The 22,636-nt window shown below is 39.8% G+C and carries 13 protein-coding genes, 8 tRNA genes and 3 pseudogenes; 12 read left to right on the top strand and 12 right to left on the bottom strand.

From position 1 onward, the window contains the following. Positions 1-48 precede the first annotated feature (48 nt). From PSM_RS09530 to msrB, 7 genes and pseudogenes are all read left to right on the top strand, one after another. The gene (locus PSM_RS09530) at positions 49-3,450 is read left to right on the top strand and encodes a chromosome segregation SMC family protein (RefSeq protein ID WP_013465305.1); all 3,402 of its coding nucleotides are present in this window, start codon (positions 49-51) and stop codon (positions 3,448-3,450) included. A gap of 73 nt (positions 3,451-3,523) precedes the next feature. Further along, positions 3,524-4,269, top strand: a pseudogene (zipA, locus tag PSM_RS09525) (cell division protein ZipA). A gap of 79 nt (positions 4,270-4,348) precedes the next feature. Further along, entirely contained in the window at positions 4,349-6,370 is a 2,022-nt protein-coding gene (gene ligA / locus PSM_RS09520) for an NAD-dependent DNA ligase LigA (protein ID WP_013465303.1), read from the top strand. Next, positions 6,363-6,707 carry a DUF3392 family protein gene (locus PSM_RS09515; protein ID WP_013465302.1) on the top strand — a complete coding sequence of 115 codons (345 nt, stop codon included), beginning with the start codon at positions 6,363-6,365 and terminating at the stop codon, positions 6,705-6,707. Before ligA ends, PSM_RS09515 begins: the two co-directional genes overlap by 8 nt. Further along, positions 6,704-7,203, top strand: a pseudogene (locus PSM_RS09510) (DUF2919 domain-containing protein). Before PSM_RS09515 ends, PSM_RS09510 begins: the two are co-directional and overlap by 4 nt. A 6-nt stretch (positions 7,204-7,209) precedes the next feature. Further along, a complete protein-coding gene (locus tag PSM_RS09505; RefSeq protein WP_013465300.1) occupies positions 7,210-7,650 on the top strand; it encodes a hypothetical protein in 441 nt (146 codons plus the stop codon). A 95-nt stretch (positions 7,651-7,745) separates the two neighbouring features. Then, the gene (msrB, locus tag PSM_RS09500) at positions 7,746-8,186 is read left to right on the top strand and encodes a peptide-methionine (R)-S-oxide reductase MsrB (protein ID WP_013465299.1); all 441 of its coding nucleotides are present in this window, start codon (positions 7,746-7,748) and stop codon (positions 8,184-8,186) included. Between the two features lie 357 nt (positions 8,187-8,543). Here the strand turns inward: msrB and PSM_RS09495 are convergent, their stop codons facing one another. The 6 genes from PSM_RS09495 to PSM_RS09470 form a co-directional block, all read right to left on the bottom strand. Further along, positions 8,544-10,175, bottom strand: a complete 1,632-nt coding sequence (locus tag PSM_RS09495; RefSeq protein WP_041695867.1) for a response regulator — start codon at positions 10,173-10,175, stop codon at positions 8,544-8,546. Between the two features lie 403 nt (positions 10,176-10,578). Then, positions 10,579-10,654 (bottom strand) — tRNA-Val (locus PSM_RS09490). A 49-nt stretch (positions 10,655-10,703) separates the two neighbouring features. Further along, positions 10,704-10,779: transfer RNA gene (locus tag PSM_RS09485), tRNA-Val, on the bottom strand. Between the two features lie 151 nt (positions 10,780-10,930). Beyond that, positions 10,931-11,006 (bottom strand) — tRNA-Val (locus PSM_RS09480). Between the two features lie 52 nt (positions 11,007-11,058). Next, positions 11,059-11,134: transfer RNA gene (locus PSM_RS09475), tRNA-Val, on the bottom strand. Positions 11,135-11,281: 147 nt separating this feature from the next. Then, positions 11,282-11,357, bottom strand: a tRNA-Val gene (locus tag PSM_RS09470). Positions 11,358-12,019: 662 nt separating this feature from the next. On the opposite strand from PSM_RS09470, the gene PSM_RS09465 reads away from it, so the two are divergent. The 5 genes from PSM_RS09465 to PSM_RS09445 all read left to right on the top strand — a co-directional run bounded on the left by PSM_RS09465 (position 12,020) and on the right by PSM_RS09445 (position 16,036). After that, positions 12,020-12,095: transfer RNA gene (locus PSM_RS09465), tRNA-Ala, on the top strand. Between the two features lie 36 nt (positions 12,096-12,131). Then, positions 12,132-12,207 (top strand) — tRNA-Glu (locus tag PSM_RS09460). Between the two features lie 92 nt (positions 12,208-12,299). Beyond that, positions 12,300-12,375: transfer RNA gene (locus tag PSM_RS09455), tRNA-Glu, on the top strand. Positions 12,376-12,656: 281 nt separating this feature from the next. Next, on the top strand, positions 12,657-15,524 hold the full coding sequence (locus tag PSM_RS09450; protein ID WP_013465297.1) for a M16 family metallopeptidase: 2,868 nt from the start codon (positions 12,657-12,659) through the stop codon (positions 15,522-15,524). A gap of 245 nt (positions 15,525-15,769) precedes the next feature. Beyond that, positions 15,770-16,036, top strand: coding sequence for a DksA/TraR family C4-type zinc finger protein (locus tag PSM_RS09445; protein WP_013465296.1), 267 nt, complete (start codon positions 15,770-15,772; stop codon positions 16,034-16,036). A gap of 87 nt (positions 16,037-16,123) precedes the next feature. Here PSM_RS09445 and gloA read toward each other — a convergent pair whose 3' ends face one another. The 6 genes and pseudogenes from gloA to PSM_RS09420 form a co-directional block, all read right to left on the bottom strand. Next, positions 16,124-16,528, bottom strand: a complete 405-nt coding sequence (gloA, locus tag PSM_RS09440) for a lactoylglutathione lyase (RefSeq protein WP_013465295.1) — start codon at positions 16,526-16,528, stop codon at positions 16,124-16,126. A gap of 54 nt (positions 16,529-16,582) precedes the next feature. Further along, positions 16,583-17,614, bottom strand: a complete 1,032-nt coding sequence (locus PSM_RS09435) for a serine hydrolase domain-containing protein (protein ID WP_013465294.1) — start codon at positions 17,612-17,614, stop codon at positions 16,583-16,585. A gap of 119 nt (positions 17,615-17,733) precedes the next feature. Further along, the gene (locus tag PSM_RS09430) at positions 17,734-19,644 is read right to left on the bottom strand and encodes an aminotransferase class V-fold PLP-dependent enzyme (protein ID WP_013465293.1); all 1,911 of its coding nucleotides are present in this window, start codon (positions 19,642-19,644) and stop codon (positions 17,734-17,736) included. 302 nt (positions 19,645-19,946) lie between these two features. Further along, positions 19,947-21,149: an IS256 family transposase gene (locus PSM_RS09425; protein ID WP_013463204.1), complete on the bottom strand. Its 1,203-nt coding sequence runs from the start codon at positions 21,147-21,149 to the stop codon at positions 19,947-19,949. A 108-nt stretch (positions 21,150-21,257) separates the two neighbouring features. Further along, positions 21,258-21,341 (bottom strand): annotated as a pseudogene (locus PSM_RS18745) (endonuclease III); the annotation flags it as partial. A 161-nt stretch (positions 21,342-21,502) separates the two neighbouring features. After that, the gene (locus tag PSM_RS09420) at positions 21,503-22,576 is read right to left on the bottom strand and encodes a DUF418 domain-containing protein (RefSeq protein WP_013465292.1); all 1,074 of its coding nucleotides are present in this window, start codon (positions 22,574-22,576) and stop codon (positions 21,503-21,505) included. Positions 22,577-22,636: the final 60 nt, after the last annotated feature.

Below are 22,636 nucleotides of genomic sequence, written 5' to 3'. Positions count from 1 at the left end.
TAAATTGTAACAACTAACAAAAATAATAAAAATTGGTAAAACAAACAGATGCGCTTAAGCACTATAAAATTAGCGGGCTTTAAATCCTTTGTAGAGCCCACTAAAATTCCATTTCCGGATCAAATGACGTGTGTTGTCGGCCCTAATGGCTGTGGCAAATCGAACGTGATTGATGCGGTGCGATGGGTGCTTGGTGAAAGCTCAGCTAAAAATTTACGTGGCGATGCCATGACAGATGTTATTTTTAATGGCTCCACTAACCGCAAGCCCATCTCACAAGCTTCTGTTGAACTCATATTTGATAATACCCAAGGTAAATTACCCAATACCTTTGCTGATCGTAACCAAGTGGCTATTAAGCGTTTGGTAACTCGCGATGGCCAATCGCTGTACTTTTTAAATGGTAGCAAATGCCGCAAACGTGATATTACCGATATATTTTTAGGCACTGGGCTTGGGCCGCGTAGTTACGCCATTATAGAACAAGGCATGATCTCGCGTTTAATTGAGAGCAAACCGCAAGAGCTGCGTGTTTTTTTAGAAGAAGCGGCAGGCGTATCGAAATACAAAGAGCGCCGCCGTGAAACACAAACCCGCATAAAGAGCACCCGAGAAAACCTAGAGCGACTCCTCGATGTTCGCCAAGAGTTACAAAACCAGCTTGATAAACTTGCAGTACAGTCGGTTGATGCTAAAAAATATCGCGAATTTAAAACCCAAGAACGCACTTTAAAGGGGCAAATAGCGGTATTAAAATGGCAAAAGCTGCATCAGCAACAAGTTGATAAAAGCGCACAAATAAAAAAACTGGATGAACAAATCAGCTTTTTTAAAACGGCGCATTCAGGCCATGATGATGTTCTGGCAAGTCTTGAAGCTCAAGTACAATTTCAGCAAGATAAACTTAATGATGCACAGCAACAGCAGCACCATACACATACAGAATTGACTCGCAGTGAACAGCAGCAAATTAGCATTCAACAACAAACGCTGTCACTGAAACAAAATTTAGCCAAGTTAGAGCAACAAAAAAATCAAAGTGAAGAAGTCAAAACGCAGCAACAAAGTTTCTGCCAAGAGTTAGATGACAGCTTACAACAGGCTGTAGAGCATAACTTAATGTGTAGCGAGCAGGTTATAGAGCTTAGCGATGAGGTTAATCGGCTGCTGGAGATTAAAAATGCCGACACATCACACTGGCAATCGCTAAAAGAAGATTATCAACAATTGCATAATCAGCAGTTAGCGCATACCAACGCAGTAAAACACACAGAACAGAAAAGCAGTTATGTTAAGCAACAACTAACGCAGCTTGATGAGCAAATAGATGAGTTAAAACACAGTGAGATAGAGCAGCTATTAACTCAGCAACAACAGCACAGACAAGCCCTGACTGAGCAGCTAGCGAAAGCGCAAACGGCTCACAGTAAAGGCCAAACTGCGCAAACTACTCAGCAGCAACAGCTAGATGATGCACAGCAAGATTGGCAGCATTTATCTCAGCAAGTAAATGAATTAAAAGCCGGTATAGCGGGGCTACAAACTACTCTTGGGCTTGAAAAAAGCAGCGATGAAAGTTTAACCTTATTTAAGCAGTTAACTGTTCAGTCGGGATATGAGTTTTTAGTCGAGCAGGCGCTGTCATCACTTGAGCACATTCATATATCACAAGGTAAAGCAGAAAATAGCACGTGGGAAATTGCATCGCAGTCTGCAGCTAAGCACAGTATTGCCGCGTTTATTACCACAGGTGTGTATCCTGAGTTATTAAATCATATTGCTTATGATGAAGCCGGCGATATAAGCGCACTTAACGACAATAGTTATATTGCGGTTATAGATAAGCAAGGGGCATTACACGGTCGAAACTGGCATGTAAGTGGCGATAAAAATGCAGAAAATTCCTTATTATTAATGCACAAAAAACTCAAGCAGCAAGAAACCTTACTTGAGCAACAACAACAGGCATTGACGAACGCACACTCCACGCTTGAAGAACATAAAACGCAGGCTGCATTGTTAACTGTTCAGCAAAATGAGCGCAAAGACACTATTCATCAATTAGCACAACAACTTGCTGTAGCAACAACGCGTGGCGATATGCTTAAAGCGCAAGCTGATCAGCATCTGCAGCAGCTAACAAAATTACAACAACAGCGTCTGCCTCTGCTAGAGCAACAACAGCAGTTAAGCGAATTATTGAGCGAAGAGCTCGATAAAAATGAACAGCTTGCACAGCAGTTACAGGCCTTAGCTGAAGAGCTTAACCAAGCCGATAGCACACGAATAAATAGTGATGAGCGTTACAAACAAGCTTTGAATAATGCTGAACAATATAAAACACTAGCGCATCAGGCAAACCTTAATGAGCAAAAAGCACGAAGTGAATGGCAGCTCAGTCAAACAAAACTTAGCCATGCTGTACAGGCGCTTGCAACTGCTGCAGAGGGTGCGCAAGAGATAATAGAGCAGATTGAAGCGTTACTTATTCCTGAGCAAGAGCTTGCAGAGAGTATTGAGCAATTATTAGTACAGCACCAACAAGGCGAACAAACCCTTGTGGATACCCAGCAGCAGTTAGCTCAAGCAAAACAAGAATTACAAAACAAACAAGCGAGTTTAAAAAGTTCACAGACTGAGCTGGTGGCATTGCAAGAGCAGCATCAAAAACTGAGTATTGAAGAGCAAAGCTTACTAATAAAAGCGCAAGCGGTACTAGAGCCACTTAGTGAGCTTAATCAAAATTTAAAACAGGTATTAGCAGAGCTTCCTGCAGAGTTGTCATTAAATGCGGCGCAAAATCAACTTGCTGGAGTAAGTAATCAGCTAGAGCAATTAGGAGCTGTTAACCTTGCAGCCATTGATGAATTTGAACAAGCGAAGCAAAGAAGTGATTATTTAAATAATCAGCTGGACGATTTAACCCAAGCATTAACAGCTTTAGAAGGCGCTATTCATAAAATAGATCGTGAAACAAAAACGCGCTTTAAGTCTACGTTTGATCAGGTAAATCACGATTTTGGCCAGCTTTTCCCCAAAGTGTTTGGCGGCGGCAGTGCTTACTTAGAATTAACCAGTGACGATTTACTCGAAAGTGGTGTTAGTATAATGGCAAGGCCACCAGGTAAAAAAAATTCGACAATTCATTTGTTAAGTGGTGGAGAAAAAGCGCTGAGCGCATTATCATTGGTGTTTTCTATATTCAGGCTCAATCCAGCTCCATTCTGTATGCTGGACGAGGTAGATGCTCCATTAGATGATGCCAATGTGGTTCGTTTTTGCCGTTTGGTTGAAGAAATGTCACAATCTGTGCAGTTTATTTATATTAGTCATAATAAAATTGCAATGGAAATGGCGGGTAGATTAACGGGTGTAACCATGGCAGAGCCCGGCGTGTCGCGCATGGTTGCTGTGGATATTGAACAAGCGGTGCAACTTGCACATGCATAATTTTATAGTCATTTGCTGGTTATTTTAGGTAAAATGATGGCTGTTAGGCATATTAATAATAAAAGGTGAGGGGATGGCCGAAGAATTAAGATGGGTTTTAATTGTGATCAGTGTATTTGTCATTGGTGGCTTATTAATACACGGTTTGTGGTCAGTAAGAAAAAAAGAGAATGCTGAACTCCCTGCAAATGAGCGAGTCGAGCCTGTTCAAGAACAGCAGCCTTCATCTGTACATACTGAGCCACAAGAGCCAACGTTAGCGCAACGAGAAGAGCCACAAATGAGTGAGTTAAACTTCAGCGCTGATGAACCACAGATAGACGAAAGCCCAGTAAATACACCTATCGAGGATGACCTTGAAGTGGTAACAGAAGAGGCCGCAGACACACAACAAGATGCCCCTAAAGACGTTGCAGACTTTGTCATTGTGCATATTCAAATGCCAGAAGGGCTCACTATGCAAGGCAGTAAATTACTGCCTGCTGTTAACATGCTAGGTTTTAAATATTCAGAAGAAGGCTTTTTTAATCGCCACCTAGACCCAGCAGGCCAAGGGCCGGTGTTATTTAGGCTGGTGAATATGTATAACCCAGGCACGTTCGATATTGATAATATGGAACAATTTAGCACCGCTGGGGTGAGCTTATTTATGACTCTGCCATGCGATGGCGACGGTTTAGCCGCGTTTAACATGCTGCACAGCGCCGCTAAAAAAATGCGGATGAATTTGGTGCCGATATTTTAGATGCAGAGCGAAATGTAATGACGGTAGAGCGTATTCGTCAATATGTTGAACAGGTTCGCGCATTTTCTGCGTAACATACGCATAAGTTAAATTTTGTAAGCCACTGGGCGTTCACTCGTCAAAGTGGCTTTTTTTATGTTTTTTGAGGTCTACATGACAAGCAGCATTAGTGAGCAAATTAATCATCTTCGTACCACGCTTGAGCAACACAATTATAGTTATTATGTGCTTGATACACCCAGCATACCTGATGCCGAATATGACCGCTTGTTACGGACACTAAGTGAATTAGAAACCCAGCACCCTGAGTTTTTAACAGCCGATTCACCCACTCAAAAAGTTGGAGGAGCGGCGCTTGCCAAGTTTGAGCAAGTAGCGCACCAAGTGCCTATGTTATCGCTTGATAACGCCTTTGGTGAGGATGAATTTAGCGGTTTTAATCGTCGTATTAAAGAGCGCTTAATGAGCACTGAAGAGCTTACATTTTGCTGTGAGCCTAAACTGGATGGTTTAGCGGTATCGATTATTTATCGCGATGGAGTACTGGTTCAAGCGGCGACCCGTGGCGATGGTTTTACTGGCGAAAATATTACTCAAAATGTAAAAACAATCCGTAATGTGCCATTAAAATTGCGCGGTGATGATTACCCTCGTGAACTTGAAGTGCGCGGTGAGGTATTTATGGATAGCGCGGGCTTTGAAAAATTAAATGCAGAGGCAGAAAAACGTGGCGATAAAGTCTTTGTTAATCCACGTAATGCGGCGGCAGGAAGTTTACGCCAGCTCGACTCAAAAATTACCGCAAAACGCCCATTGATGTTTTATGCCTACAGCACCGGATTAGTTGCCGATGGCACCTTACCTGAAGATCACTACCAGCAACTTGCTAAGCTTACCGATTGGGGATTACCGCTGTGTCCAGAAACCAAATTAGTTGAAGGCCCAAAGGCTGCGCTTGCCTATTACAATGATATTTTAACGCGTCGTAGCGAGCTAAAGTACGAAATAGATGGCGTGGTAATAAAGGTAAATAAAAAAGCCTTACAAGAGCGCTTAGGCTTTGTAGCTCGTGCACCGCGTTGGGCAATCGCTTATAAATTTCCGGCGCAAGAAGAAATAACGCAATTATTAGATGTTGAATTTCAAGTAGGGCGTACAGGGGCAATTACACCCGTAGCAAGACTAGAACCAGTATTTGTTGGGGGTGTTACGGTATCAAATGCAACGCTGCATAATGCCGACGAAATAGCTCGTTTAGGCGTTAAAGTGGGCGACACCGTGATTATTCGCCGCGCAGGGGATGTTATCCCGCAAATTACTCAAGTGGTACTTGAGCAACGCCCAAGCGATGCAAAAGAAATTGTCTTTCCAACTATGTGCCCCATTTGTGACTCGCATATTGAACGGGTTGAAGGTGAAGCCGTTGCACGTTGTACCGGTGGCTTAGTATGCCAAGCACAACGTAAACAAGCGATTAAGCATTTTGCATCGCGTAAGGCATTAGATATTGACGGCTTAGGCGACAAAATTGTTGATCAATTAGTTGACCGAGAGCTGATCAAAACCCCGGCTGATTTATTTATTTTAAAGCAGGGACATTTTGAATCACTTGAACGAATGGGGCCAAAATCAGCAAAAAACTTAGTTGCCGCACTTGATGATGCAAAAACGACTACCTTAGCAAAGTTTTTATATTCACTGGGTATCCGTGAAGTCGGTGAGGCAACCGCGCAAAACTTAGCTAATCATTTTTTAACGCTTGAAAACGTAATCGATGCCAGCATTGAACAGCTGATTGAAGTAAGCGATGTAGGTGAAATAGTGGCAAAGCACGTGCGTGGCTTTTTTACTGAAGAGCATAATTTAACCGTGGTGAACGAATTAATAGCCCAAGGCATTAACTGGCCACAGTTAACAGCGCCATCAGAGCAAGAACAACCGCTAGCGGGTTTAACTTATGTGCTAACTGGGACGCTTAATACGCTTAATCGCAATGATGCGAAAGCGCGCTTACAACAATTAGGTGCCAAGGTATCTGGCAGTGTTTCAGCCAAAACGGATGCGCTAGTGGCGGGCGAAAAAGCCGGCTCTAAACTAACTAAAGCGCAAGAACTCGGTATAGAAATACTGACAGAGGATGATTTAATTACTTTGTTAGAGACTCATAATGGCTAGTTTTACAAATATACTTAATACCTTGTTAATTGACCTAGGCCAGTGGCTACAAGGCTATTTACCGCATTTATCATTGCTTTTGATGGTGTGCTTAGTGTCGCTTTATGCGGATGATATTTTAAAGCTCACCAAAGGCGTGGTAGCTAGGCGTCACTTTATTATAAGGGTGGCATGTTTTGTGTTGATCACCGCGTTTGGGTTTGGTTTATTAGTGGTGTGGTTAAGCCCACTGCTAACTAAAGCCTTACTGTTTTTTGGTACTAAGTGGTTAGGGCTCACATTATTAGCTGCATTTTTTATTTTGGGCACTATTGCCGATAGGAAAAACCAGTTGTGAGCCGTTATGGACCTGAATACTGGGATAAATATGGTAGCTATCGTACGCCAATAGCGTTTCATTTGAGTATTTTAGTGTTACTGCGGGCCTATTTTATTTGGGTGATTGCCGCGCTGAGCCGTCGTCCTGAACTTGATCTAATGTCATTGTTTTTTAAATCAAAAAATGATTTTTTTATTGCCATAGCAATTGGTGCCGTGGCAATTGTACCCACTATTTTGTTTTGTTTACGCAGACCCAGAGACTCGCATCAAGCTACGAAACGGTTAGCGCGTATTTGGCGATACATGCGTTGGCCGCTTATTGCTTGCGCGCTAATAGACTTGTCGTGGTTAAGTATCCAGGCGGCCCATAGTCATTATCGCTTTTCACTGTTTTTAGCCATACAAATGGTGATTGTATTGTGGGTATTGTGGTATTTGGCAAAAAGTCGTTATTTAAGTGTTTTTTTAGTGATTGGCCTGAGCCGACAGAAAAAGCAACCGATAAAAAGTAAGAGATTATGCACACTATTAATAAAAAAATAGCGCAAGTAGTGGCCTTTATAGGGCTGATTATTATCTGCGTTGGCTATTTTTTATCATTAGGCGAACATATTTGGTTTAAAGGGATATTGCTATTGTGGATAGTGGTATTTTGTTCGTGCTGTTACCGGTTAACGCCGTTATTTAAAATGCGTAACCCGCTGCGTAACTTTATTCAGCGTGATGCACAGCATTTGTTTGTTTTTAGTTTAACCGGGTTGTTTGATAAAAAGAATGGCCCGCATTGGTTAGTCATCAGCAATATTGAGTCAATAGAGATAAAAGACGATGAGCTAATAGTGCATAGTAATAATGACAGGCAATTAAGCGTGAGTATTCCTGGTAGTCAAGCTCAATTACACGCTTATATAAGCTGTATACTTACAGCAACAGAGAAGCACCGTATAGTGTTTAAATAGCGTTGATCGTGGTATTAGCCACGGACGTAATGATAGGCTGTCAGCCAATGCTTTTGGCTCAGTATGAAGCAAATTTATAACGCAATGAGGTTGTTATGTTGAAATGGAACGATATTGTTAATTTTGCCAACCATGGCAATCCGACACCGGTTCAAAAAGTAGTTAAAACAGAACAGCAATGGCGTGAACTGTTAAACGAAGAGCAATATTACGTGACCCGTAAAAAAGGCACAGAGCGACCAAATAGTTCAACTAGTTGCACACTATTAGAACCGGGAAAGTACGTATGTGTGTGTTGTGACAACCTACTGTTTGATGCGGATGAAAAGTTTGATAGTGGCACAGGATGGCCTTCATTTACACAACCTGCAACGGTTGATGCGATAGGGTATGTAATGGATAACAGCCATGGCATGGAGCGAGTTGAAGTTGTTTGTAATGTGTGTGATGCGCACTTAGGGCATATTTTCCCTGATGGCCCACTTCCTTCCGGCTTGCGCTACTGTGTAAACGCACTGGCAATGAAAAAGCTCTAGGGCCTGTTGGCCTTCCAAGGTTAAATTTGCAGCAGTCTGTTTGGTATTTAGGCAAGGCAGAGCCTATGTGGTGTGGTTATTCCCCATAAATGGGCGATAACGTAGCATCAATTCCAAACAGGCGCTGCCCAAAGGGTTCTGCCAAAGGACGATTAACTCTTTGTTGCCTACATGGATGTAGGTAAGGGGCGTGAGCAGGACGCGGAAGCTTTGCTCGGCTTTTACTTATTCTTACATGGATGTAAGCCAATAGAATAACGCAGGAGCAGTTATCGAGCCCACTAGGTTACAAACCTCACGCTGCGATTAAATCGTCCCTTGCTTGAACAAATTTTAATCCGCAAATGTCAACAGGCCCTAGCTAATCTCTAGTTTCATTTCTTTAGCAATCTGAAGTAGTTTATCGAACCGCTCTGATTGCTCTTCTGCTAAGGGTGATTTTTTTAATAGTTTAAAGCACTTTTGAGCCAATAGACTATTGAAAGAGCCCCCCTGTTTTTTTGATTTATCCACTAAACACTGTAATAAGTTAAGCGCAATACTTGGGTTGTGTGGCATGACCCTAAAGGCTTGACTGAATGCCTCTAAAGCAACATTTAACTGGCCACGCTCAAACTGTTTAACTGCATGATTGTTAAGTTCCTTCGGCCCCATTTTAATATCACGTCTTTCACTTTGCTGTTGCTGTATATAACGCAAGTACGTCGCGTCGCTCCTACTTGGGTGGCGTTCGCAATGATCAATAATTTGGCTAAATAGCGCTTGCGCCTTCTGATGAAAACCTAATTCATGTAATGCTTTTGCTTTATCTAGGGCACCATCGACTGAACGTATTTGAGTATCGCTGTCATCAAGTTGTTCAATCAACTGTTTCGCTTTTTTATGTTCATCTTTTAAATAATAAAGGCGTGCATTGAGCACATCGATTTGAGTTTGTGCATTACTGGTTGGGAATTGTGTTTTTAGCTCATTAATATATTTATTTGTTTGACGGGAGATTCTGTTTATTTGGTCAGTTTGATCTGTGGTTAGTGCAAAATCAATCCCAGCACGAGCGGCATTTAAATAAATGTCTGGGCTATCATGCATAGAGTACTTAGCAAAAGTGGCAATATCCTTTTGAGTTAAGTAGCTGGTTTCATAATCTCTATTAATGAGAGATACGCTGTTCAGTGACTTTTGACGGTCTATATTACGTGGAGCAATATGTGCCGCTTGGCTTAAAAACTCTTGGGCTAGCTCAAATTGGTTTAGTTTTATTTCTAAACGCCCTAATAAGTCTAATGCAACTAGTCGTGTTTCATTACGTTCAAGCATAGTTTTAAGCATGCGTTGAGCTAAAATATGCTCATTGTTAGCAATTAAGGCTTCTACCAATCCTACTTTTGCCCATGCAAATTTTTGAATATTCAAAACTGACTTAAAAAAGTCTTTCGCTTCTTGGTTTTTTTTTAGCGCCAGTAAAATATTACCTTTTAATCTAAGCAGAATAGGGCTGTATTTATTACTTTTATCGAGTTGGGCATTAATTTGTTTTAATGCTTTAGACTGGTTATCGTCATCAATTAAAGTGTATATAGCTTTTAAGTCGCTTTTACGTTTGAGAATACGCTCTATGCGCACTCTTAATTCTTGTACAGAGAAGGGTTTTACTAAAAAGTCATCGGGTTGAAGTTCTAATACACTGTGAACTAACTCTCCGCTAGTTTCCGCAGATGTAAAAATAAACCCAGTAGAGTGTTTTATTAATGCTTTAGCGCGTAATTCTTCATAAAGCTGGTAGCCATCTTGGCGTTTGCTTAGATTAAAAGAGCAAATTACCAAGTCAAATTCTTCATGTAAGCATTGTTCTTTTGCCGCTAGAGCATGATCTGCAAAACGCATATGTCCAAAGCCAATTTTTTCGAGCGACTGTTTCATGTAGCTTTGAGCAAGTGGCTGCTCTTCTACAATCAGTATTTTTGCTTCATTAAAAATATTTTTAGACATTGGCTTAAGCGTAATTGAATTTAACACAGACTATAATCAACAGTTTAGACGCTTACAAGGTAATTTAAAGATTCGCTTCGAAGATGAGAGTTTATTAAGCAAATTAATTCTAAAGGTTTATATTTTTATCTTAAAAGACCTAAAAACCATTTAAAGTAAATGGGTAGCACGCGTAATAAAGTAAGTTTAAAAAAATGATTTTGGAGATAATAAAACTCGGAAGATAGGTTTTTGGCATGAGATTGGTAATACTGATTTTTTGAAACCGAAGAATTGCTTGATAACGAATTTCTAAATGGCAATTAATACTGAACGTGAACTAAAAGAGTGGAGGATAATGAAAATTAAAATGGAAGATGATACTAGAGGGTTTAGATTTTTGTAATATGCACCATTCAAAGAATGGTGGGTCGTACTGGACTTGAACCAGTGACCCTCGCCTTGTAAGGGCGATGCTCTCCCAACTGAGCTAACGACCCATATTACAAATTTACACATGTAACTATTTATATAATAAATTTTTATATGTGGTGGGTGATACTGGACTTGAACCAGTGACCCTCGCCTTGTAAGGGCGATGCTCTCCCAACTGAGCTAATCACCCACATATAAATTAAAACGCTACTATTAAAATAAATAGTACTGGACTTTAACCAGTGAACTTCGCCGTTATTTGTAAATAGCGGTGACGCTCTCTTTTTCTAACTGAGCTAATCACCCATTTAGACATCTTGTAATATGCACCATTCAAAGAATGGTGGGTCGTACTGGACTTGAACCAGTGACCCTCGCCTTGTAAGGGCGATGCTCTCCCAACTGAGCTAACGACCCATATTACAATTTTAATACATATCACTATTAACATAATAATAGATTTTATATGTGGTGGGTGATACTGGACTTGAACCAGTGACCCTCGCCTTGTAAGGGCGATGCTCTCCCAACTGAGCTAATCACCCACATATAAATTAAAACGCTACTATTAAAAAAATAGTACTGGACTTTAACCAGTGAACCTTGCCGTTACTTGTAAATAACGGTGAGCTCTCTTTTTTCTAACTGAGCTAACGCACCATATAGAATATTAGATACGACACATTAAAATGTGGTGGGTGATACTGGACTTGAACCAGTGACCCTCGCCTTGTAAGGGCGATGCTCTCCCAACTGAGCTAATCACCCGCATCTAAACAACACCACATTGCTGCGTTGTTGTGGGGCGCTATTATAGATAGAGTTGCAAATGTGTCAACACTTGAATGATAAAAATGTGCTGAATGAAGCTTTTATAAACAATACAGTGCGAACGGTGTTCACTTTATCAACAAACTAATATTAAACGAACAATTGTTAAGCTTAATGTTTATTTAAAGTCGGCGGCGTAGACTAAATAGATATCATTGGTGGTGGGATAAACAATAAAATATTTATGTAATAAAAGGCTAACTTTCAATAATTGTATTGCGTGATACAAATTAGCGGGTAATAAAAGTTATTTAAAGTTTAACATGCCAATGAACAGCGCTTTTTTAGTAGTAAAACAGCACCAAGCTAATTTGCATATAAATGTATACCCTTTAAATCATATTCAAACTCATATTATCGGTTGAATAGGGTACTCAGTCGTATACATGTGGCGAGTACAACAACGTAAAGCGCAACGTGACATCTAAATTAGTATGAAAATCTGTTTTTTAGCACGTATGATAGCCAGTTTGTTGAAATTTAAACCATTTAAATAATGTCGCACAAAAAACTGTTGACTTTATTTTGGGGGGTGCATAGAATGCGCCCCGCACTAAGCGATACACGACGTGATTATCACCGAGCGTATTGAATAAGTTGGGGCTATAGCTCAGCTGGGAGAGCGCTTCGCTGGCAGCGAAGAGGTCTGCGGTTCGATCCCGCATAGCTCCACCAATTTTTAGTGTTTGTCCTAGGGTAACAGTTTTCTGTGTCCCCATCGTCTAGAGGCCTAGGACACCGCCCTTTCACGGCGGTAACAGGGGTTCGAATCCCCTTGGGGACGCCACTTACTTATTTTAAATAGGGAAGTGAGTGTTATTGAGCAGCTCGCCTGAAACGAGTCAAACCATTCAGTTGTCCTAGTGACACATATTCTGTGTCCCCATCGTCTAGAGGCCTAGGACACCGCCCTTTCACGGCGGTAACAGGGGTTCGAATCCCCTTGGGGACGCCACTTACTATTTTAAGTATTGTATAAAGCAGAGTTACATAACACTCTTTTTGCACGATGTTATCAAGAGTATCAATCTCTTAGCTATGTCATTTACTACTTAGATAGGACGTGCAGTGTTATTAGAATAAAACTACAAATTAATACCCTCATTTCATACTTCATATTCATATCATTCTATTCACACTTTGTTACAAAACCAAAGCTGTAATCACTCCATATTCCTTGTTGTACTTTTAATTAGTCTTTAAACTCATAGAGTTAATTTAAATATGGACTAAAAAATGAAACTCACAAAAATTGCACTTGCTGTTTTACTTGCATCAGGGTTAGCTGCATGTAATAGCTCAACTCAAGCTGTTGATAAAAATATTGTTACAGAAACATCAATTCCTGGCGTTACACTTATTGAATCAGTGGAATCTAATGCAGGCGAAATCAACATACCGTATAAAAAATACAAACTAGATAACGGTTTAACTGTAATTGTACATGAGGATCATTCAGATCCCTTAGTACACGTTGATGTAACATACCACGTTGGTTCTGCTCGCGAGGAGTTGGGTAAGTCAGGCTTTGCTCACTTTTTTGAGCATATGATGTTTCAAGGTTCAGAAAATGTTGCTGATGAGGAACATTTTAAAATAATATCTGAAGCAGGCGGTACTTTAAATGGTACTACTAACTCAGATAGAACAAATTATTTTGAAACAGTACCTGTAAATCAATTAGAAAAGATGTTGTGGCTAGAAGCTGACCGAATGGGCTTTTTACTCGATGCTGTAACCCAAGAAAAATTTGAAGTACAACGCGAAACAGTAAAAAATGAGCGCGGCCAACGTGTTGATAATCGCCCTTATGGTCGTTTAGGTGAGCGTGTTGCTCAAGCTATGTATCCAGATGGCCATCCATATTCATGGCCTGTAATTGGTTTTATGGACGATTTAAATCGCGTAAATGTAAATGACTTAAAAGCATTCTTTTTAAAATGGTACGGACCAAATAATGCAACGCTTACTATTGGTGGCGACATCAACGCTAATGAAATACTACCATTAGTTACTAAATACTTTGCACCAATACCAAAAGGTCCTACAATACCTAAAGTTGAAAAAACAGCGGTAACACTAGATGCCGATAGATATATTTCAATGGAAGATAAGGTTCACTTACCTTTATTAAGTATGAGTTTCCCAACGACTTATGCTCGCTCTGAAGATGAAGCACCTCTTGATATACTTGCTGAAATACTAGGTGGAGGTAATAATTCACTACTATACAAAAACCTAGTTAAAACTCAACTTGCTGTTCAAGCAAGTGCAAATCATCCATGCCAAGAGTTAGCATGCTCAATTAGCCTTTATGCTTTACCTAATCCTACAGCAGGAAAAACGTTAGCTGATATGGAAAAAATCATTCGTGATTCATTTACTGAATTTGAAAAGCGTGGTGTTACACAAGATGATTTAGATAAAGTAAAAGCTAAAATAGAGTCAGGTGCAATTTTTGGTCTGCAAAGCGTATCAGGAAAAGTCTCTCAACTAGCCGCATCTGAAACGTTCACAGGTAACCCAAACTCAGCTAAAGATGAGATTGCACGTTATAACAAAGTTACAAAAGCCGATGTTATGCGTGTTTTTAATCAATATATCAAAGGTAAGTCTGCCGTTATTATGAGTGTTGTGCCAGAAGGCCAAACTCAACTTATAGCTGCCCCAGACAACTTTACTCCTAAAGCGTATGATTTTGGAGGTCCATCTACAACTTCAGCTGATGATTTAGTGGCACGAAGAGCTGTTGATACATTTGACCGAAGTGTTCATCCAGAGGCCGGCGCTAATCCTGCTGTTGATGTTCCTACTCTTTGGCAAACTAAGACCGAAAACGGTGTTAAAATATTAGGTACTCAAAGTATAGAAACGCCAACTACTGCTATTTTTATTAAAGTTCCGGGTGGCTTGTATAATGAGCAAGCTGGTAAAGTGGGTTTATCGTCAATGACTGCATCGTTAATGAGCGAGTCAACGCAAAACTACACTACGGAGCAAATGAGTAATGCGCTTGAAAAACTGGGTAGCCAGGTAAACATATACGCTGATAAAACACATACTAATGTGTATGTTTCTAGCTTAACCAAAAATGTAGATGCAACGCTAAAGCTTGTTGAAGAGAAGTTATTTAAACCATCATTCAATGCCGATGACTTTGAGCGTAATAAAAAGCAAATCATTCAAAATATTCAACATTCAATGAAGGATGCAGGTTATTTAGCATCTAATACATATAGCAAATTACTATATGGCGACAATATAGCTGCACTTCCAAGTACTGGAACGCTTAATAGTATTGAGGCTATTACATTAGATGACGTTAAAGCTTTTTATAACGCAAACTTTAAACCACAGGGCGCGCAAGTCATTATTGTTTCTGATTTAAAAGAGTCAACAATTGAGCCAAAAGTTAAAGCTGCACTTGCAAACTGGCAAGGTAAATCGAGCCCAATTGCCGTTGATTTCAGCGAACCTAAAGTCGAAACTAATGTCATTTATTTGGTTGATAAACCAGACGCTCCTCAATCAGAAATTCGTATTGGTAAACGCGATATGGTTGAAGACATTACAGGTGAGTTTTTTAAAGCTAACTTAATGAACTTTGCATTTGGTGGCACTTTTAACAGTCGTATCAATCTAAATTTACGAGAGGATAAAGGCTACACTTACGGTGCTCGCTCTCGTTTTTGGGGTGACAAAACATCAGGTGGCTTTACAGCCTCTGCAGCGGTGAGAGCCGACTCTACTGCAGCGTCTATTACAGAGTTTACTAATGAGCTTAATAACTATGCTCAAAACGGTGTCACTGACGAAGAGCTTATGTTTATGCGTAAAGCCATCAATCAAAAAGATGCGCTTAAATACGAAACGCCTAATGCAAAACTTGGCTTTTTAGCACAAATATTAGAGTTCGATTTAAAACCTAGCTTTGTAAAAGAAAGAAATGAGATTGTTAGCAATATTAGCAAAGAAGAAGTTAACGCCTTAGCTAAAAAACACTTAAATACTAAAGATATGATTTATTTAGTAGTGGGTGATGCTAAAACACTTCGTCCAGAGCTTGAAAAATTAGGCATGAAGGTTATTGATTATAGCCTTTAATATTTAAATAAATAATTAGAATTATAAAGCAGTTTTTTTAGCTGCTTTTTTTTGCCTAATTGTAGGGCGTTTTAAACTTTCTGTGAAAATAGATTACAAGGAACAACTACAGCGCCTTTCCTTAAGATATAATTTTGCAGCTTTAGCCTTCAAAGAACATCACATTCCTAGCTTTATCATTCAGTACTTATAAAGATTCAATTTGGTAACATAAATTTAAACATCCAACCTTATTAGGAGGATTTATGGCAAGTGGATGGGCACGCGATGGTGCAATTCAAGATCAAATCGACGCCAGCGTTAATGATGCTGTGCAATATGCTAGAAGTAACTTAGTTTCTGGAGCCAGTGCCGAGCTATGTGAAGAATGTGAAGAACCAATACCACAGGCACGAAGACTTGCGTTACCAGGTGTTAAGTATTGTGTAAGCTGCCAAGTTGAACTAGAAGGTAAAGGCGCACTTTCTAAAGGGCTTAATCGGCGTGGCAGTAAAGATAGTCAATTACGATAAAAAGGTGCATACAGCACCTTTTTTAAAATTGTATCAGAGTTAAGCTTAAATAATTAAAAAGCCGCTTAGTAAACCTATTAAATATATTTACAAAAATTTATTCATATTTTCTTTTTTCTGAATAAGTTCAATTGAGTAGCCATCTGGATCTTTTACAAACGCTATTTCTGTTGTGCCACCCTTTACTGGACCTGGTTCACGGCTTACGTTACCGCCAGCGGCCTTGATATCAGCACAGGCTTTATAGATATCATCAAACTCAATCGCGATATGACCATAGGCATTGCCTAAATCATAGCTGTCGGTATCCCAGTTATAGGTCAGTTCAAGCACTGTTGTGTCAGTTTCTTCACCGTAGCCTACAAAGGCGAGGGTATAGCGGTACTCTTCGTTATCAGCACGGCGTAACTCTTTCATACCAAGTACTTGAGTATAAAACGCAATTGATTTATCTAGATCTGCAACCCGTAACATGGTGTGTAGTAAACGCATTTAAATCCTCTTTAAAATTCATATAAATTTTTATAACGCAGCTAGTTTTAAATACTATTGCTGCGCAGTTAAAATATCAATAATCCGATTATAAATTATTTCTGTGAGCATCACAGTATCATCGCCATTAGTATTTATAAACTGCACAACGACTGTATCGATATCTTTATAATAACGAGCAATGCTTGAATACCCTAATACCCAACCTGTGTGTTCATACTTATAAAGTGATGCATACAAAGCTTGCTCTTGTTCGTCGAAAAAAGTCCCTTTGTTTAAAGCAAAAATAAAGTCGCCTACATCTTGTGCGGTTGCCACATAGCCTTGATCGAGTGCTTTAAAATCATTCTCATAACCTACGTAGTAACCACTCATCAAATCTACTAAATTGATTTCATGTACAGATGAAAACGTATGCGTTAGGCCCTGTGGCGTTAAAATTTCATCTTTAATATATTGGTTATGATCATAACCCAGCACGTTAGACATAATTTTTCGCAGCAACAAATAATTGGTATTAGAATAGCCATAGTCAGCATCAGGGCTAAAATCAGCGGGTTTATCGAGTACTAATGCAAGTGGGTCAGGGTAGGTGATTGACCAATCGAAATTATCAGTGTCTGTGTAATTGGGTATGCCACTTTTGTGTTTTACCATCATTCGTAGTGTTATTTTATCTGCGTTTTCAATGCGTCCAATTAACGATGGAAGATAATCAGCCAGTGTTTTATCTACATCAATACGTCCAGCGGCTGAAAGTTTGGTTAAAGCGGCTGCATCATATAACTTTCGAATGCTGCCAATTTTAAAAAGTGCACTAGGGTAAGCGGGTATTTTGTGCTCTCTATTATGCCAACCATTTGCAAAATATTCAGGTTGCTGCCCTTGTTTATGAATATACACAATAATGCCATCGACTCCTTGTTCAATAGCCTCTTGTGTTTGTGTTTGAACGTTAGCGGGCAGTGGGTGAAAGTAATATAAAGCAAACTGCCAAGGGGCAAAAATGTATATGCTAGTAAGAGTAACAATGAGAGCTGCAATCCGCAGAAGTGTAAGCGCTTTTTTGTTCTTCAATTGTATCATTGCATTCTGGCTTCATTTATTTTTGGAGTGTGAGGAACAGCTTTTTACTCTACTAAACAGCAATATCATGTGATATTGCTGTTTAGTTATGGGGAGTTTGACTGTATTAAAGTATATTTTTACTTATTAACTTTGCCCTTAAGAACATAGATTTCACCATCGAAACTCCCTTGAATCGTCAAACCTTGTCCTGCTAGCTCTTTAAGGTACTCTATGTGTTCCTCTGTAATATGCTGCCCAGGCACCAAAAGCGGAATACCTGGCGGATAGGGGGTAACTAAACCGGCACAAATACGGTTGTTACTTTTACCGATAGGCACAGATTCGCGCTCGCCATAAAAAGCATCACTTGGAATACACGCAAGGTCTATAGCGGGTAGGTTTTCAGGCAAGCGAGATCGTCGCGTCGATTTTGACAACTTCACTTTACCGCTGTCGAGTTTTTTGAGCGCATTATAAAGACGAATTATTTTTGAGCGCGTGCCGCCAAGCGTCAGTAACACTAAGATGGTGCTGTGAGTGTATTTTTCTATTTCTAGGCCAATTTCATCCAGCAGGTATTTATGAATATCCTTTAACGAATAAGGTAATTCGCTTATGTCGATGAGAATTTTTAGCGGATCGTGACCCATGTTATCACCACTGAAGTGCGGAAATATTTCCATAAAGTCTTGCTTACCTAGTACTTTAATTTGTTTGAGTGAAGCCATCTGTTGTTTAAATTCTTCCACATGGTTCAACAAAGCATTGAGTAACTTATAGCCTTCCATCTCTAATTGCTTTTGGCACACATCAAGCGACGCGATAAGCTGATATTTTGGCGATGTACTGGCGTAAATACTGTAAATCTCACGAAAGAAATCAGCATCGAAATCAGGGTCGTTAACATGAATATAAGACGCTTGAGAAAACGCCGATACCACTTTATGCGCCGAATGAGTGACGTAGTCAGCGCCAGCATGAATGGCGGAATAGTATCGTAGGCTTGGATGAAACAGCGAGTAAGCAAACCATGCCTCGTCAATAAATACTTTAATACCATGTTGATGGGCAAAATCGACCACCTGTTTCAGATCGCTCAGTAGGCCATCGTAAGTACAACCGGTGAGAACCAGCAATTTTGCATCGGTATTTTGTTCTATCGCTTGTTTTATATCGGCCAACGACGGCGGCGCAAAAATGCCATATTTAGGATTTAAAATACTCGACAAATAAACAGGTAAACTCGCTGATTGCAAAATGCCATAGTGCACAGATTTATGACAATTGCGGTCGATGATCACTTTATCGCCCTTACGCAGCAATGTCTGCAAGATGATTTTATTTGAGGTAGACGACCCATTGGTAACGAAATAGGTATGCTTGACTTCAAACGTCGCCGCTGCTGACTCTTGCGCACGGCCAATGGTATTAGTACTATCTGACAATGAACCTAACGAATCAACAGAAACCGACAGATCGCCCACGAACACATTACGACCATAAAACTGATAAAAATCTTTAATATAAGGAGAATTTCTAAAGCTCGAGCCGCCACTGTGACCTGGTGTGTGCCAAGAATCGTTTGCTTCGCCAACATAGCGGCGGTACGCAGTCCAAAATGGGGTCTCTGAGCGGTCATCGAAATCGTTGATCATATAGCCTAAAATTGCTTCAGGATCAGAAATTACCTCATCTTTAAAAAAGAAAGACTCAATCTCCTCCGACTCATTAACGATTTCAAGCCCCTTCGTATCATCGCCAATAACATAAACAGGCAGCTCAAGGCGGATCCCTTTTAACTGCTCGATAAAGCGACTATAAGTGCGTTCGCCAACCTTATTTTGCAAATCCCAGCTAAGCACTACAGCCTGAATATCACCATCTTCCTCTACAATGTCCAACGCTTGTTTTAGCTCAAGACGCTCAATAATATCGATATGAATATCATCTCGCTCAAAATTGACAATAGTCTTCGACAGATTCGTTGAAAGCTCTTGTAAGGTGACTGGATCTTGCTCAATTAACAAGATACGAAGTATTGGTAGCATAGGAATTCTCGTAATAAAATTTCATAATGCTCAACAGCATAACTAAAGGATTGACGCTTGTGAAATTAATACTTTGAAAATGTTCCAATAATTACGGCAAATCACGAATAAACAGATTTTATTTGAATTGATTTACAAGGTATGAAAAATGAAAGGTGCCAAAGTTAGACACCTACTTTGAATAAACAAAAAAGTAACACTGGAATACGAATTAATCATTGAGCTTATTCTTATAAGCCTGATAATTGAGGTTTAGTATTAACAATCGGAGGGCGTTCAGAATTCTGTGTCAGCCTAAGTTGCTAAATATCTAGCACACCATCTAACCTACCTTCGAAGTGGATGGCCAATTGCGACAATGTCAGATTCCAATTATGGATTGGCATTGTCCATTTCTTCGAGGCATTCAATATGCCTGCATACAATAATTTCATCAAGCTGTTTTCATTAGGGAATGCTCCCTTAGTCTTGGTGAGTCGTCTAAACTGACGATGTACAGCTTCAATTGCATTTGTGGTATAAATAGCTTTACGCACGTAATCTGGATACTTGAAGTAAACCGACAGATTGCCCCATTTACGACGCCAAGACTCGATAACGATAGGGTATAACTTGCCCCATTTGGCATCTAATTCGGCGAGAGCGGCTTCTGCTGCATCTTTAGTGGCTGCCTTATAAACGGGTTTCAAGTCAGCCATAAACTCTTTTTGGTGCTTTGAAGCAACATACTTCATCGAATTACGAATTTGATGAATAACGCACTCCTGCACTTCGGCGTCAGGATAGATTGTTGCTATTGCTTCAGGGAAACCTTTTAGTCCATCAACACAGGCAATTAAAATATCGGATACACCACGATTATGTAAATCTGTTAATACTGATAGCCAATAGTTAGCCCCTTCACTTTCAGAGATATATAAACCAAGTAACTCTTTGCGGCCCTCGATATTGACACCTAGTACGGTATAAATAGCCTTACTCACGTAGCGCCCATTTTCTTTAATCTTATAATGAATGGCATCAAGCCAGATAAACGGGTAAAGCGTGTCTAAGCTGCGCGCTTGCCATGCTTTAAGCTCTGGTATCAGTTGGTCTGTTACGGCAGTGATGGTGGCCTCTGATACCTCAACGCCATACATATCCTGTATGTGGCCTCGAATATCTCGGTAGCTCATACCTAAAGCAAACATAGATAGGATTTTCTCATCAATTTCAGGCGTTAACTTGGTTTGGTTCTTTTTAACAAACTGAGGTTCAAACGAACCTGAACGATCTCTGGGCGTTTCAAGTTCGAATTGACCTATGGATGACTTAACTGTTTTTTTGGTTGAACCATTTTTACGGTTAACTTCGGTCTCAGATTCTAAATGCTGCTCTAATTCAGCTTTAAGAGCCGCTTCGGTGAGTTGTTTAATTAATGGTGTTAGAACACCGTCTTCGCCAGTAAGGCCTTTACCAGCTTGAAGTTCAGCTAATGCTTTGTTGAAGTCGAAAGATTGAGTCATGTGTCACTCCTGTTTTCTTAATAATACTGAAATGACACAGATTTCTAAACACTACCAACAATCGTGCTAAATGAACGTTTTTTATTTACGGATCTATTCTGCTTTATCTTTAAACTCTTTAGGCACTACTTTTTCGAGCTTCTTTTCTACTTCAACAACGTTCTTACCCATAGCAAACTTATCAAGGTTTGAGTCGGCCAGCCGAAAGATAATAAAAGTAGATGCAAAAGGTAATACCTATAGGATGCTTTTATTAACTTCCTGACTGTTACTATCGACATAGCATTATTTACCCTAATTAAACAGCTAACAGTCTCAATAGTTTTAGTTTTTTAGAACAATGTTTTGGCCTACTAAGTGCATTTTTTAAAAATCCATTCTAAAGGCCCGTGTTTAAAATACTTGAGCCAAAACACACTGAAAATTATGCTAATTATGCAAAAGACCAATGCGGAAAATATTGACAAGTCTATGGTTTGATTAACGAGTAAGCCAGTTGCCTCAAGAATTCCCATGCCAATAATGACATGTGCTACATACAGAGTTAACGTTAACTGCCCAGTTTTGCTTAGCCACTCAATTAACCGGTTGGTAGGAAATACACTTGCTAGTTTTAGAGAAACCAGCAAAACAAGAACGGCAGAGCTTGCAGCTGAAAACATATATTGTGGCAACGGCGGTATTATTGACGTGGTTAACAAAAACTCAATTTCATCTTTTGACATGCCAATAGACGGGTCATCTCCTGCCCACATTCTCAGCATATAGAAGCTTGCTTCTACAATAAGTAAAATACTTAAAGACCATGTAAACAAAGACTTCCTTACATTAGCATTGGATAAATCTTGTTTACCCAACCATATGCCAAATAACAAGAAACCACACCATGGTAAAACTGGGTGATAACCATTAAAGAAAAGGTGTCTAATCACTCCTTCATTTGTCCAAAAACCAGAATAACTAAGCTCAAGCCAATCCCATCCTTTTTCGTAATCAAAGAATAGCCACATTAATGGAAATGCAAAAACAAAACCGATAGATGCACTGAGCAGTTTCTTGCTGCTAAGAGTAAATAATAATGCAGCTATCAAAAAATAGAATGCATAGAATTTCAAGATGTCGGCTTCCCAAATAGGTGTAAAAGCCAAGCCAATCAAAAGTAGTAAAACAGACCTTTTTATCAAAGAGGTTCTTACTTGCTTGATGTGTTCAAGTGATTCACTGGTAACACATTTTTTAGTTAAAAACGCAATACCTATACCCGCTAATATAACAAACAAAGCCGAAGCCCGACCTTCGAATAGAGCCGCAAACTCTATTAATTGTGGTGTGCCAATATCGGCGTTCATGGCTAACTTAAAGTTGACAATAACCATACCAAAGAGCGCTAACGCTCTTGCAAAGTCAATACCGATTAGTCTATTCACTCTCTTGCTCCACAGAATTCATTTTTAACTTTTGAGACATTGCTGTATCACAATGGAACT

The sequence above is a fragment of the Pseudoalteromonas sp. SM9913 genome, assembly GCF_000184065.1.
In the GTDB taxonomy this organism is placed as follows: Bacteria; Pseudomonadota; Gammaproteobacteria; order Enterobacterales; family Alteromonadaceae; genus Pseudoalteromonas; species Pseudoalteromonas tetraodonis.
Note: the sequence above shows the minus strand (reverse complement) of the source record. Positions and strands in the feature narration are given on the sequence as shown.

What these genes read in the sequence shown, in the direction of transcription:
- PSM_RS09530 (WP_013465305.1), top strand. Translation starts at nt 49, where the DNA reads ATGCGCTTAAGCACTATAAAATTAGCGGGCTTTAAATCCTTTGTAGAG.
- ligA (WP_013465303.1), top strand. Translation starts at nt 4,349, where the DNA reads ATGACAAGCAGCATTAGTGAGCAAATTAATCATCTTCGTACCACGCTT.
- PSM_RS09515 (WP_013465302.1), top strand. Translation starts at nt 6,363, where the DNA reads ATGGCTAGTTTTACAAATATACTTAATACCTTGTTAATTGACCTAGGC.
- PSM_RS09505 (WP_013465300.1), top strand. Translation starts at nt 7,210, where the DNA reads ATGCACACTATTAATAAAAAAATAGCGCAAGTAGTGGCCTTTATAGGG.
- msrB (WP_013465299.1), top strand. Translation starts at nt 7,746, where the DNA reads ATGTTGAAATGGAACGATATTGTTAATTTTGCCAACCATGGCAATCCG.
- PSM_RS09495 (WP_041695867.1), bottom strand. Translation starts at nt 10,175, where the DNA reads ATGTCTAAAAATATTTTTAATGAAGCAAAAATACTGATTGTAGAAGAG.
- PSM_RS09450 (WP_013465297.1), top strand. Translation starts at nt 12,657, where the DNA reads ATGAAACTCACAAAAATTGCACTTGCTGTTTTACTTGCATCAGGGTTA.
- PSM_RS09445 (WP_013465296.1), top strand. Translation starts at nt 15,770, where the DNA reads ATGGCAAGTGGATGGGCACGCGATGGTGCAATTCAAGATCAAATCGAC.
- gloA (WP_013465295.1), bottom strand. Translation starts at nt 16,528, where the DNA reads ATGCGTTTACTACACACCATGTTACGGGTTGCAGATCTAGATAAATCA.
- PSM_RS09435 (WP_013465294.1), bottom strand. Translation starts at nt 17,614, where the DNA reads ATGATACAATTGAAGAACAAAAAAGCGCTTACACTTCTGCGGATTGCA.
- PSM_RS09430 (WP_013465293.1), bottom strand. Translation starts at nt 19,644, where the DNA reads ATGCTACCAATACTTCGTATCTTGTTAATTGAGCAAGATCCAGTCACC.
- PSM_RS09425 (WP_013463204.1), bottom strand. Translation starts at nt 21,149, where the DNA reads ATGACTCAATCTTTCGACTTCAACAAAGCATTAGCTGAACTTCAAGCT.